At 59.8% G+C, this 12,540-nt stretch carries 10 protein-coding genes; 4 read left to right on the top strand and 6 right to left on the bottom strand.

Annotation, left to right across the window (positions count from 1 at the left end; genetic code table 11):
* Positions 1 to 123: 123 nt before the first annotated feature.
* The 6 genes from ACMFWR_RS25965 to ACMFWR_RS25940 all read right to left on the bottom strand — a co-directional run bounded on the left by ACMFWR_RS25965 (position 124) and on the right by ACMFWR_RS25940 (position 7,725).
* Complete coding sequence (locus tag ACMFWR_RS25965) at positions 124 to 1,395, bottom strand: glucarate dehydratase family protein (protein WP_413195252.1); 1,272 nt, start codon at positions 1,393 to 1,395, stop codon at positions 124 to 126.
* 200 nt (positions 1,396 to 1,595) lie between these two features.
* Entirely contained in the window at positions 1,596 to 2,279 is a 684-nt protein-coding gene (locus ACMFWR_RS25960) for a DUF1828 domain-containing protein (RefSeq protein WP_413195251.1), read from the bottom strand.
* Between the two features lie 102 nt (positions 2,280 to 2,381).
* Positions 2,382 to 2,660, bottom strand: a complete 279-nt coding sequence (locus tag ACMFWR_RS25955; protein WP_413195250.1) for a hypothetical protein — start codon at positions 2,658 to 2,660, stop codon at positions 2,382 to 2,384.
* Positions 2,661 to 3,150: 490 nt separating this feature from the next.
* On the bottom strand, positions 3,151 to 4,326 hold the full coding sequence (locus tag ACMFWR_RS25950) for a diguanylate cyclase (protein ID WP_413195249.1): 1,176 nt from the start codon (positions 4,324 to 4,326) through the stop codon (positions 3,151 to 3,153).
* 226 nt (positions 4,327 to 4,552) lie between these two features.
* Positions 4,553 to 6,733: a TonB-dependent receptor family protein gene (locus ACMFWR_RS25945; protein ID WP_413195248.1), complete on the bottom strand. Its 2,181-nt coding sequence runs from the start codon at positions 6,731 to 6,733 to the stop codon at positions 4,553 to 4,555.
* A 437-nt stretch (positions 6,734 to 7,170) separates the two neighbouring features.
* Positions 7,171 to 7,725: a GNAT family N-acetyltransferase gene (locus tag ACMFWR_RS25940; protein ID WP_413195247.1), complete on the bottom strand. Its 555-nt coding sequence runs from the start codon at positions 7,723 to 7,725 to the stop codon at positions 7,171 to 7,173.
* Between the two features lie 189 nt (positions 7,726 to 7,914).
* Between ACMFWR_RS25940 and ACMFWR_RS25935 the strand changes: the two genes are divergently transcribed.
* From ACMFWR_RS25935 to ACMFWR_RS25920, 4 genes are all read left to right on the top strand, one after another.
* Positions 7,915 to 8,193, top strand: a complete 279-nt coding sequence (locus ACMFWR_RS25935; protein ID WP_413195246.1) for a DUF2934 domain-containing protein — start codon at positions 7,915 to 7,917, stop codon at positions 8,191 to 8,193.
* A gap of 250 nt (positions 8,194 to 8,443) precedes the next feature.
* The gene (locus ACMFWR_RS25930; protein WP_413195245.1) at positions 8,444 to 9,706 is read left to right on the top strand and encodes a multidrug effflux MFS transporter; all 1,263 of its coding nucleotides are present in this window, start codon (positions 8,444 to 8,446) and stop codon (positions 9,704 to 9,706) included.
* Positions 9,707 to 9,927: 221 nt separating this feature from the next.
* Complete coding sequence (locus ACMFWR_RS25925) at positions 9,928 to 11,463, top strand: sugar ABC transporter ATP-binding protein (RefSeq protein ID WP_413195244.1); 1,536 nt, start codon at positions 9,928 to 9,930, stop codon at positions 11,461 to 11,463.
* Complete coding sequence (locus ACMFWR_RS25920; RefSeq protein ID WP_413195243.1) at positions 11,460 to 12,497, top strand: ABC transporter permease; 1,038 nt, start codon at positions 11,460 to 11,462, stop codon at positions 12,495 to 12,497. Before ACMFWR_RS25925 ends, ACMFWR_RS25920 begins: the two co-directional genes overlap by 4 nt.
* Positions 12,498 to 12,540: the final 43 nt, after the last annotated feature.

The raw sequence follows: 12,540 nt of genomic DNA, 5'->3' as shown, positions 1-12,540 counted from the left end.
GATGCGTCGTCCGGAGCGTGCGCCTTGTATGGATGGCAGCTGAGTGTCGCGGCCTTAGTAACGCGGCCTTGGCAACCCAGCCGTAGTAACGCAGCCTTAGTAACGAGCCTTAGTAACGGAGGCCTAGTAACGAGGCCTTTGCAACGTCCACTCGGGGTGGAGTTTGCGCATCTGCGCGACGTCGTTGCGTTGCGTGATGCCGCAGGTCAGGTAACGCTCGTGCAGTGTGGCGAGCGCATCGTAGTCCAGTTCGAGACCCAGGCCAGGCGCATCGGTAACCGTCACGCACCCGTTTTCGATCGGCACCTTGCCGCCCTTGAGCACTTCATCGTTCTGCCACGGGTAATGCGTGTCGCACGCGTAAGTCAGATTCGGCACGGCGGCGGCAATGTGTGTCATTGCCATCAGACTGATGCCGAGATGCGAATTGGAGTGCATCGACAAACCGAAGTCGAACGTCTCGCACATCGCGGCGAGCGTTTGCGTTGCGCGCAGGCCGCCCCAGTAGTGGTGATCGGACAGGATGATCTGCACTGCACCCAACGTGACATTGCGACGGAACTCGGCGAGATCGGTCACGACCATATTCGTAGCGAGCGGCAGACCTGTCGCGCGATGCAACGCGGCCATGCCTTCGAGATCGGGCGTAGGGTCCTCGTAGTATTCGAGTACGCCTTGCAGGTGTTCAGCCATGCGGATGGCCGTCTGCAACGACCAGTTCGCGTTGGGATCGATACGCAAAGGGTGATTCGGAAACGCGCGCTTCAGCGCCTTCAGGCAGGCGACTTCATGTTCAGGATCGAGTGCGCCCGCCTTGAGCTTGATACTGCCGAACCCGTAGCGCTCGATCATCGTGCGCGCTTGGGCGACGACTTGTTCGTCGCTGAGTGCCTCGCCCCATGAATCGCGTCGATAGGACGGGTCGACGTCGCTCGAATACTTGAAAAACAGGTACGCGGAGAATGGAACGCTGCGTCGCACTGCACCGCCAAGCAGCTCATGCACGGGGATGCCAAGCGAGCGAGCTTGAAGGTCAAGGAACGGCACTTCGAATGCGGCGAAGATCTTGAGTTCCTTCTTGTCTTCACGCGATCCGGGTGCGAGATCGAGTTCGATCGACGAGACGCTGGCCGTTGTGCCCAACGACGACGACACGACGCGTTGCCAAAGGCCATTGAGATCGAACGGGCTCAGGCCCCTGAGGCTGTCCTTGACGCGCAGCAGTGCATCGAGCACGGGCTTGTCGCCATAGGTTTCTCCAAGCCCGAGGAGCCCGTTATCCGTTTCGATTTCGATGATCGAACGCAAAGCGTAAGGTTCATGGACACCGCTTGCGTTGAGCAAGGGCGGATCGCTGATGGCAATGGGGGTAACGCGGACGGCCGTGATTTTCATGGTCAGAGGACTCAAAGCACGCGGGAAAGTCATCGGGTGCGATGATTCATGCTCGCCGCCCGAAACGCAACCGTGGTCATCCCGAAGATGCGCGTACGACTGCGGGGCGATAAGGCGCATATGACGTTCAACACGATTGTGTCTGCCGTGGCCGGATATCGTCGACTTCGCCGACGATATCCACACGTCCGGCTCCGGACTCAGGCAGTGAGGCGGTGCCTGACTTTGCGCTCGAGCGCGTCTGTGGCGTCGATGGAATCGACCATGTCGTTGGCTGCGTTCATCAGACGACGAAGATCAGCGCTCCCGATTTCGTCAGCGTTTTGAAACACCACGATCGAGTTGAATCTCGAAAGATGTTGCTGCAAGTGCTGGAGCACAATCGTTGCGAGTCGTGCTTTGTCGCGCCCGGAGACGCCAAAAACGTAAAGCGGCTCGGTCGTTCCTGTAATGGCGAAGTCGACCGGATAGTCGTCGGCGGACGGGAGATTGGGCACGCAGAACTTCTCGACGACCCGATCTGCGCCGACGATCGCGTGGAGGTTCCTCCGCAGGTCGTCGAAAAACGTCGATGTGACTCGCGCCCTTGACCAGGCACGCACCTCGCCCGCTCGTAGTAGTGCTTGGCCGTATCGCAGCAGAGAATGGCCAAGGTCCGGCTCGGACGTTTCCGCGATCACTTGCCCACCGTCGTCGATTCGTGCTCCGTACTCGAGAAGCATCTTGTCGAGCAAGACCTTTCTCGGACCTCGAAGTAAGGTCGACACGTCGGTATCGTAGGAAAGGCGCATCAACGTCGATCCGGCATCTTCCAGCCGCCAGCCTCCCAGTATCTCGCGAAGCCATACCGTGACAAGGTCTCCGTCCGACTCCAGAAGCGGCATCGAAAGACGTAGCGCATCACCATCCTCTGTCACTTCGAGGTCGGAGCACCACGACTCACAAAGTAGCCGCTTGATCGCCGTCGATCTATCAGCTTGCACGATTCAGAAAAGGCTCGGTTGGACTTGGGATTCTGCGAGTTCGGTATCGAAGCCGTCGACGTTGCAGTGGTCGCACAACGTCATGAGCGCTTCGTCGACATCATTGTAGTCTGACGCCGGTTCAGCGAAACCGTCGGCATCCAGCCCCGCTTTGATATAACGCTCGGTCGCGATATGCCGATGGCAGACCGCGGGCACCTTCGTACGCTCGAGGACGTTGCGATGCGAATGGTATCCGCCGTTGTACCGAGCGAGTACGAGCATCACGTCTTCAGCGAACACACGAATGAGTCCAACAGAAAATACTTGGTGATTGTGTTCCGATACGCGCGCGAAGATTCGGTACCGTTCTTCGTTGCATCGGCACGCTCTTAGATGAAAATTTTTCTCGCGATGACTGCCTTTGCTCACCCACCTTGCGGACGGATTGGAAACGATTTTCCGTGTTGCGCGCATGTCGTCAAGCTGTGCATCGGTGAGCCCTGTCAGATCCATATTTCCTTGTCTCTCTCAGCGCTAGCGGGGAGCTGAGAGGTTTCCCAATCAGGCCTGAGATTCGCGCTTTACTTCGCACGCAAGCACGTTGACGTGTCCAATGGCGAGCGATTCTAAGACCAATGGCACGCGCTGCGCGCTTGGGGTGGGAACTATGATCGGAATGTGCAAGTTGGACGAACTTGCACGAGTCGGAAGGCAGTCGGATGCGCCTGAGGCGAGAGGATGACGTCAAATTCCGACTCTCATCGGAATAGGTCTGTGGCGGGGTGCTACGTTACATCAGCGCGACGCGCTCCGTGCGATGGGCGACTTCGAGGCGGTTGCCGCCGAGTGCTTTCGCGCTGTAGAGCGCTCTGTCCGCGGTGGCGAGCAAGTCGGCGAGCGTCGAAGCCTCGTCGCCGAGCTGTGCAAGGCCGATGCTCACGGTCGTCGGGATATGGATGCCGTGGATGCGATGGGCAGTCGTTTCAGCGAAGTGTTTCGCGACTTGTTCGCCGATGGCTTGGGCACTCTGCCGATCGTGACCGGGCAGCAAAGCGGCAAATTCTTCCCCACCGATCCGCGCCAGAATGGCCTCGGATCCCAGCACGCCGCGTGCAATGTCGGCGAACGACTTCAACACTTCGTCGCCTGCCTTGTGTCCATATCGGTCGTTGATGGCCTTGAATTGATCCAGATCGAACGCCAACAGCGTTGCGGAGCGGTCGGCCTCGTTGCCGCCCAGGACGCGCTCGCCTTCTTCGAAGAACCACCGCCGGTTACCGAGGCGAGTGAGGTAGTCGGTCTGCGCTGCCTGCACAAGCTCGACGTGCGCCTCTTCGCGGAAGAGCTTGAGCAAAGTCATCGGCAAGACGACGGAGTACAACACGCCTTCGTACATCGTGACTTCGCTCGCGAACGATTGCGCGTGATGGCCCAACGTCGCGACGACCCATGGCAGCGCAAAGGCCCGGAAGACATAGAACAAGGCGTGAATACTCGTCACGGCCGCGGCAATCGGCCGCGATTGCGCCAAAGGCATGGTGTCTTTGCGCAAGAGTTCGCGCGCGGTGAGCGCAGTCGTGATGGCAATCGGTACCGACGTGGCGTAGTTCCACATCACAGCCTGCCAGTGCGAGCCGCTCGCTGCCCACGCAAGTGCCTGCAATGCGAGTAATACAACGGACACCGTTAAATATCGCCTGCGGCGCAATGCGGCGACGCCGTGCAATATCAGCAGATAACCGGTAAGAATGACGAGATTGCTGATGGCCGAACTCAGCGTGCCGGGCAAGCGGCTGCGAATGGCCACGCCCACGCATCCCAGCGCGAGCGTTGCAAAACCCGCTGCGAGGATCTTCAATTCCTTGCTGCGCTTGGGGTGTGTGCGATGCTCCCAGAGCATCATGCCGGCGCTAGCGAACAGCGTTCCGATCGCTAAGAGATACAGAGTGAGTAGATCAACATGCATACTGACGTAAAAGCGTGTTCGCCGATACGGCACGGCGACTGCGGCATTCTACGATGCATTGTGAATATCATCATTAAAGACCGACTTAAAGACCCGTTGAAGCGGTTAAAACGGCTGTTTGACAATGCGCGATTGACGGTTCTTGAAGCGTGTGTTTATCGGTGACAGATAAACATGGGCCATGGCGTCCGCGAGCGTTCGATATGCGCACGGACGCCGTTGTGGCTTAGTAGGTCAAATGTGCCTGTACATAGACCATGCGCGGTGCGCCGACCATTCGACCCGCATTGCCGTCGACGTTGCGCGTGTAATAGCGCGTGTCGCCAATATTGTTAATGCCGGTCGTCAGATCGCAGCCCTTCCAGCCTGGAATTTTCCAGTCGGCCTGCATATTCCACACGCGAAAACCGGGCACTCGGCCGTTGCTGCCGTCAGGCGATTCCGCCACGGTGTTTGCGGTGTCGGAATACTGCGAGGTTTGATGGGTCGTCGACACGTCGAACGTCCAGGCGTCGATCGCGTACTTCGCGCCGAGGGTGTCGGTGAAGCGCGAATAGAAGGGCACATCGAGACCCGCCGTTGCACCCGACTCCTGGATCGCCTTGGTATAGGTGAAGTTCGCGTACGCGTCGAGTCCCTTGAGCGGGCCATCCTTGAAGGCGTAGTCGATCGCGGTCTCGATACCCTGATGATGCGTCGCGCCGATATTCTGGAATGTCGCCGGCACGATGCCCGGCACTTGAAGAATCTGATTGTCGAATCGCAGATTGAACGCCGTGATTTCAGCGTGCAATTGCCGCCCCGTCCAGCGTGCTCCCACTTCGAACGTTCTCGCGAGTTCCGGTTGCAACGGATTGGTCGCCGACTGCGAGTTGAGCTGGATGTTCTGAACCGGCCCGAACGATGTGCTGTAGTCGGTAAAAAGCGTCAGCGACGAATTCCACAGATACGACAGGTTGATCGACGGTAGCGGCTTGTTGTTCGTCGTCGAGTAAGTCTGGTTCAACGCCTCGTTCAGGCGAGTCGACTCGATGTGTTCGAAACGCACACCGGGTGTCAGGCGGAATTTACCGAACGCGATCCGGTCGTCGATGTAGGCGGCACTTGCATTGGTCGCGTTGTCGAATCGCTGGTTCGGCGTGTCGCGGCCCGTGGCGATGACTTCGTTGTAGCTGTTGTCGTCGCCGCGCTCGCGGATGAAACGGTAACCGACGGTCACGTCGTTGACCGTCGGACCGAGCGCGAAGCGCTGTGTATAGCGCGGTTCGACGCCAAGCGTCGTGTAGTACCGCGGCTGATATTGCAACTGTGTCTGCGCCGTATTGATCAGCGCGCTGGTGCGGTTGCTCGAGTTGTAGAACGTGCGGATCTCGAACTCCTTGTCGTCCGAGATCGTATTGACGTAGCCGATATCGAAGGCTTCGCGCTCGCCTTGCCAATAGTCCGTCGGCCGCGTGTTCTGGAACGGATCGGCGTTGTACTGCGCAACCGTCAGACCACCCGGCGTGCGCGATTTCACGTCGTAGTACGAGAACTTTCCGTAGATTTCCGATGTCGGCGTGAGCTCGTACCGATACTTGAGCTGCAGGTCATTGACGCGTTCGTCGCTGCCGTCACGCCAGTCGCGGCCTGTCTCGCCCGAATAGAGCAACGCGAATCCCAGCCCGTTGCTCAGCTGCGTGCCAAGAAACGTGTTGTAGGTCGTATTGCTGCCACCACCTTGCGTGTAGATGTTTTCGCGAACCGATGCGTCGGCGGTCAGGCCGGGTTCGTTCGGGATCGAGCGCGTCTGGAAATTGATGATGCCACCGACGTTCTGCGGGCCGTAACGGACCGCGCCGCCACTCCGAACCACGTCGATCGACTCGATGTTGCCGAGGCTAATCGGCGCAAACGACAGTTGCGGCTGGCCATAAGGTGCGACAGCCAGAGGAATGCCGTCGAGCAGCACGGTCGAACGCGGCGAATACCGGCCCGTCAGGCCACGCACGCCGATGTTCAGCGAAATCGCGCTGCCGGCTGTTCCCGAATTGTCGGTCGACTGGACGCCGGGAACCCGGCGCAGCACATCGCCGATGCTGGTGGCGCCGCTGTCCTCGATCTGTTGCTTGTCGACGACGGTGCGCGCGCCGGCGAATGTCTTGACGCTATTTTGCAGGCCCGAGCCGAGCCAGCTTCCCGACACCTCGATGGGCTCGAGCATCACCGGGGTGTCGGCGAGCGGCGAGCCGGATGCCTGTGTCGTCTGCACGCCCGGTGCGGACGGGTCTTGCGAAACGCTCTGCGCGACCGCGCCTTCAACGGCAAAGGCACCTTCAGGCACCAGCGCAAAGGCCATGGCGGCCGCAGCCGCGAACGTCGTCAGACGTGTGAGTGCTTCCTTACTGTACGGACCCGCCAGCGCCATCGTCGTTTTCCCCGGTGTGTTGTGCGATCGCGATCCACAGATGCCGCGATCGCCAGAGGGAACCTGATTCCGGCAGCGCCACAGTGTTACCGATCCTTACTCGAACTGGGCGCGGAGTATAAATGCGAATCACTATCATTAGTAAGCATAGTCTTATAATTAAAAGGGTCTTGTAAACACACGGAAAGGTTTATTGATTTGAATCGCGCTGCGTAGCCAGCCGACGTGGCCATGCCTCGCCAACGCCAAGGCAGCGCGGGAGAGAGGATTTTTCCCGGATGATATTCGGGGGATATTGCGCGGATGTTTCCCGGGAAAAACGGCGAATCTCTGGAAGGCGAGTCACGCCTCCGGCGATTCAGCGGCGGTCAGGCGTTCGGCTGAGACTGGCTTGCCCGGTGATTGAAAGCGCTGACGTGCAGTGAACGACGCCCCGATCAGTGCGTCATCGAAAAACAATAGCAATCCCGTGCCTGGTCCCCAAACGCGGGCAACATCAGCCAGCGTCGAAGCGTGCCTTCGCACTCGAACCCCAGTTTCTCGAGAACGCGCCTCGATGCGTGGTTTTCGACATCGCACACGGTCCAGATCCGCTGGATGAAAGGATGGGTGAGCACATGCCGCACGACGGCGTGCCCCGCTTCAACGATCAGCCCCTTGCCGCGAAACGCCTTGCTGATGCCGTAGTGGATTTCGCATGCATGGCCATTCGAAAACACGAAAAACAAGCCAAGCGCCTTGTTGGTCTCTTTGCACCCCAAAATCCAGGCGAATTCCGCGCTGCCGTCCTGCCACTTCTTATGGCACCAGTTTTCGAGGACCTGCTGGGTGTGCTGAATATCCGCGTGCTGAGTGCGCTGCAGAAACAGTGAGCTGCCTGCGTCGCCGGTGTAGTCGAAGAGATCGATTTCGTCGCCGGGCTGGAAGCGACGCAGGACCAACCGGTCGGTTTCCAGATCGATGCTCCTCAGGCGGCTATTCATTTCGTTCATGTCGACGGCTCAGTTCCTGGCCGAAAAATAGCATCCTGGATTTCTTGCGGACAACCCTCGAGGCGTTACGAGCTTTTACGTTTGGACCCGTCGGGCACGTGGTTGGCTGGCGAAACAGGTCATCCGCATGATGTGCGGATGACGAGCCTCGGGTCAAAAGCGATCCGGGCACAACGAAAGGGTGAAAACATGACCGATCGAAAAGCCGCAGCGATTGAGCAACGTATCCGCGAACGTGCCTATCACCTCTGGGAACGCGACCATGCGCCCGGCAAGGACGCGAACGACTATTGGGACGCCGCGCGCCGGCAACTCGCCGCCGAGGGCTCATCCATGAATCTGGTCAGCGATGACCTCGCGGACGTTCAGCAATCGGACAAGCGTCGTCTGGAAACGCGTGATCCGCAGGACGATGGGCAAGCGCCGAACGTACATATCGACGCACCGCGGGCAAAGCGCGCGCATTAAGAGGGTCATTGCAGGGCCATTCCGTCCGGCAGAACGCGACGGGATGCTGCGAACGGGTCGCGTGATTGCGGCCCGTTTTGTTTTGCGGATTCACCCGCACTCGCGCCAAGGGCATCCGATCGACCCGGGCGCAAACCGGCACAATACGACACCGTAGCGCCGCACCTTGGCACCGCTTTATCGAACAGCATCGAACACGCATCGAACAGACCGATGACGCGCTACTGATTTCCGTCACCCACTCGCCGTCATGAATCCTGATACCCCCGACCGGTCACACGGTGCCGAGCGCATCGCCAATTCGCCGCGATTTCTTCTGCTCGTGATCTGTTTCTTTGTCTCCGCGGGGCAACTTGCGATCGACATCTACGTTCCTGCGTTGCCAGCGATGGCGCGTTCGTTTGCCACATCGCCGCAGGCGATTCAGTCGAGCGTATCGGGATATATGGCCGCTTATGCGTTCGGACAGCTCGTCTTCGGCCCCATCTCCGACGCACACGGACGCAAGCCCGTATTGGCATTCGGCCTCGTCATGTTCACGCTGGGCTGTCTGTTGTCGCTCGCCGCACCGAACCTCGAGACGTTCATTCTTGCCCGCGCCTTGCAGGGATTCGGCATCGCGAGCACGAACCTGCTCGCCAAGGCGATCACGACCGACTCGTTCACGGGGCAGGCGATGATGCACGTGTTCACGTATATGGCGACGGCATGGGGCGTGGCCCCGATCATTGCCCCTGTGATCGGCGCGCATCTGCAGGAGGCTTTCGGCTGGCGTGCGTGCCTCGTTTTCCTCCTTGTCTATTCGATCGTCATGTGGGGGATGTGGTGGCGATTCCGCGAGACACTCGCGCGCCCCGTGCACCTCGAAATACGGACGCTGACGAAGAACGCCGGCAAAGTGCTCGCCAGTCCCGTTTTCCAAAGCTGCTTTCTTGCGCAAGGCGTGTGCTACAGCATCCTGCTCGTGTTCAATATCGTGGGACCGTTCATGATCCAGAACACGCTGCACAAGCCACCGACGTTTTTCGGCTATCTCGCGCTGGCCATCGGCATGGTCTACTTCCTCGGCGGCCTGTCGAATCGTCTGCATGGTCCGCGTTTTCCCACACCGGAACAGCGGTTGCGTGTGGGCTCGCGCGTGATGGCGGGTGCATCGATCGTGATGCTCGTGCTTGCACTCACAGTCGGACTGCGTGTCTGGACGCTCGCGACGCCTGTGCTGGTGATGGGCTTCTGCGCAGGCGCGATGTATCCGACGCTGATGGCCAAGGGCAATTCGCTGTTCCCGCATATCGCGGGTCTGACGAGCGCGATTCTCGGCTGCGCGCTGTTGCTCGTGTCGTCGGTCGTCATGGCCCTGGCCGGTTTTGTGTCCGTTCAGATCCTTACGCCGCTCGCCGTTTTCTTCGTGATTCTTGCGCTGGCCGTCGTCGTGGTCGTGACCAAGCTCCTCAAGCATCTTGCCGAAGTTGAGTCGGAGAACGCTGCACGTCCCACCGCAAGTGCTGCTTGACAATAGGCCGCCGGCTCATGGCCGGTGATGTGCGCAAGCCCGCGCAGGCGTTCGCTAAACGAGCCCCTCGCTTCATCGGGGTTAACTATAAAAGGCAAACGCTTGCGCAAGTGCTTACCCTTACATACTCTCATTTGAGTAGATTTATTCAGTAGCCGCGAATCGTACACATCCCTAACCCGAGTTCAGAGGGGAGGAGACATGGATGTCGGTATTCGGCAATGGCGGAGCGCACGGTGACGATGCGCCTGCTCGAAGTTAAAGGCATCCAGAAGCGTTTTGGCGGCGTGCACGCGCTCAAGGGCGTGGACTTCGATCTGTCGGCAGGCGAAGTGCATGTCCTGCTCGGCGAGAATGGCGCCGGCAAATCCACGTTGATGGGTGTGCTCTCGGGGGCCTACGTTCCCGATGCGGGCGAAATCCGTGTCGATGACCACACGGTGCATTTTGCGCGTCCGCGCGATGCGCATGCGGCTGGCATCGTCATGATCCCGCAGGAGCTCGATCTGGTGCCCGGGCTCGATATCGCGGCGAATCTTTTTTTAGGCAACGAAATCACACGTGCAGGTGTGCTGTCGAGTGCCGAAATGCGGCGCAAGGCACAAGGCCTGCTCGAAAGCGCCGGCGTGTCGCTCGATGCGGGACTTTCGATTGCGAGCCTGCGCATGGGCGAACGTCAGCTCGTCGCGATTGCCAAAGCGTTATCGGCCAATGCGCGGATTCTGATCATGGACGAACCGACGGCAGCGCTCTCTGCTGCCGAGGCCGATCATCTGTTCGGGGTCGTCAAGGATCTTGCCGCACGCGGCGTTGGCATCGTCTATATCTCGCATCGGCTTGAAGAGGTGCCCCGTATCGCAGACCGGGTCACGGTGATGCGAGATGGTGCGGTCGTCGGCACGACCACACCCCATGCACCGCAAGCAGAGCTGGTGCAGCTGCTCGTCGGACGGCCGTTTTCCGATCTCTTTCCATCGCGCGCAAAGGCGATGGGTAAGCCCATCTTGCGTCTCGAACATGCGGCGTTCGATCCAGACATCATTCGAGCCGGATGGCAGGCCTCTGTCGATATTTCATTGACCGTGCATGCGGGCGAGATTGTCGGTCTGGCCGGGCTGATGGGGGCGGGACGTACGGAGTTGTTTTCCGCGCTCTACGGGTTCGGTGTGAGCGGGCGTTGGCGTGGTGTTGTCGAGATGCATGGCCAAGCCGCGCAACTCGGTACGATCCACGCGTCGCGTCACGCCGGGGTGGCGTATGTGACGGACGATCGGCGCGGCACCGGACTCATCCTGAACCACACGGTCGCGCAAAACACACTGCTTTCCACGCTCAAGCGCGTGACGCCATTCGGGTTGGTGTCGCGTGCGCTCGAACGGCGCGAAGTGCTGCGCGCACTCGAAGACTACGACGTGCGCCCACGTCTGCCGAATGCCAAGGTCCTGAATTTATCAGGCGGGAATCAGCAGAAGGTTGTGTTCGCCAAGGAGCTGATCAATCGTCCGGCGCTGCTGTTGCTCGACGAGCCGACACGCGGCGTCGATGTCGGCGCAAAAGCCGAGATCTATCAGCGCTTGCGCGGACTCGCCGACGACGGCCTGGGCGTGCTTGTCGCATCGTCGGAGCTGCCAGAACTGATCGGTCTGTGCGACAAGATCGTCGTCATGCGTGAGGGACGCACGATCCATGAGTTCGGTCCGGGCCCGAGTGAAGAGTCGATCCGCAAGATCAGCGAAGGGGAGGAGCTGGCCGCATGAGCACGAGTCCGACATCGTTGCCTACGCGCGCGCGTCACAGGCGCGGAGGAATCCTTGCGCTGCTGGTGCGGTTCCAGAGCCTGCTCGGGCTGATTCTGGTCCTGATTGCCGGGGTGGCGCTGTCGCCGCGGCGTCATGGTCATATCCTGTTTCTTGCGCCGGACAACATCGCCAATATCATTCGATCGATCTCGGAGACGGGGATACTTGCGCTCGGCATGACGTTCGTCATCATTGCCGCAGGGATCGATCTGTCTGTCGGTGCGTTGCTGGGTCTGTGCTCGGTGTTGACCGCGACATTGCTCGTCAACGAAGGGTGGGGCTTATGGACCACGCTGCCGCTCGTGATCGTGACGGGCATTGTGTTCGGCGCGATCCAGGGCGCGATCTCGACGCGCTTCCGCATTCAGGCATTTATCGTCACGCTCGCCGGACTTCAGGTTGCGCGTGGCTTATCGTTGATCGCTTCGAACAATGCCTTTATCAACATCAACTACGGCGAAGGACCGGGTAATGCGCCACCTGCATTTCAAGTGCTCGGCGAACGTATTGGTGGCGTGTTTCCGGTGGCGACGCTGATCTTTGTCGTGCTCGCAGTCATCGCCGCATTCATGCTCAACAACACGCGGTACGGGCGATACGTCATCGCCGTAGGCGGTAACGAAAAAGCGGCGCGACTCTCAGGCATTCCCGTGAGCACCATCAAGATATCGGTCTATGCGCTGACGGGCTTCGTGTCGGCGGTAGCCGGCATCGTGCACGCCGGGCAGTTTTCATTTGGTAGCCCCAATGACGGCGTCGGATACGAACTCAATGCCATCGCAGCCGTGGTGATCGGCGGAACGGATTTGTTTGGCGGGTCCGGCTCGATGATTGGCACGATCGCGGGTGCCGTCATGCTCGGTGCGCTCGCCAATATCCTGCAACTCAATGACGTCAGCGCGGCGATGCAACTGCTCGCGACCGGCGCCATTATCGTCGGCGCCGCGGCGCTGCAATCCTATGTCGCGGGCCGCGGAGGCACGGCCCGCTGACTGTCGTGCGCGGCTCCTTTGCGTGGGAGCCTCAGGTCCATGA

Source organism: Pararobbsia alpina (genome assembly GCF_965118125.1).
GTDB lineage: Bacteria > Pseudomonadota > Gammaproteobacteria > Burkholderiales > Burkholderiaceae > Pararobbsia > Pararobbsia alpina_A.
Note: the sequence above shows the minus strand (reverse complement) of the source record. Positions and strands in the feature narration are given on the sequence as shown.

Excerpts from the sequence above, each read along its gene's own strand:
- ACMFWR_RS25965 (WP_413195252.1), bottom strand. The coding sequence starts at position 1,395 with ATGAAAATCACGGCCGTCCGCGTTACCCCCATTGCCATCAGCGATCCG.
- ACMFWR_RS25960 (WP_413195251.1), bottom strand. The coding sequence starts at position 2,279 with ATGCCGCTTCTGGAGTCGGACGGAGACCTTGTCACGGTATGGCTTCGC.
- ACMFWR_RS25950 (WP_413195249.1), bottom strand. The coding sequence starts at position 4,326 with ATGCATGTTGATCTACTCACTCTGTATCTCTTAGCGATCGGAACGCTG.
- ACMFWR_RS25945 (WP_413195248.1), bottom strand. The coding sequence starts at position 6,733 with ATGGCGCTGGCGGGTCCGTACAGTAAGGAAGCACTCACACGTCTGACG.
- ACMFWR_RS25940 (WP_413195247.1), bottom strand. The coding sequence starts at position 7,725 with ATGAACGAAATGAATAGCCGCCTGAGGAGCATCGATCTGGAAACCGAC.
- ACMFWR_RS25935 (WP_413195246.1), top strand. The coding sequence starts at position 7,915 with ATGACCGATCGAAAAGCCGCAGCGATTGAGCAACGTATCCGCGAACGT.
- ACMFWR_RS25930 (WP_413195245.1), top strand. The coding sequence starts at position 8,444 with ATGAATCCTGATACCCCCGACCGGTCACACGGTGCCGAGCGCATCGCC.
- ACMFWR_RS25925 (WP_413195244.1), top strand. The coding sequence starts at position 9,928 with ATGGCGGAGCGCACGGTGACGATGCGCCTGCTCGAAGTTAAAGGCATC.
- ACMFWR_RS25920 (WP_413195243.1), top strand. The coding sequence starts at position 11,460 with ATGAGCACGAGTCCGACATCGTTGCCTACGCGCGCGCGTCACAGGCGC.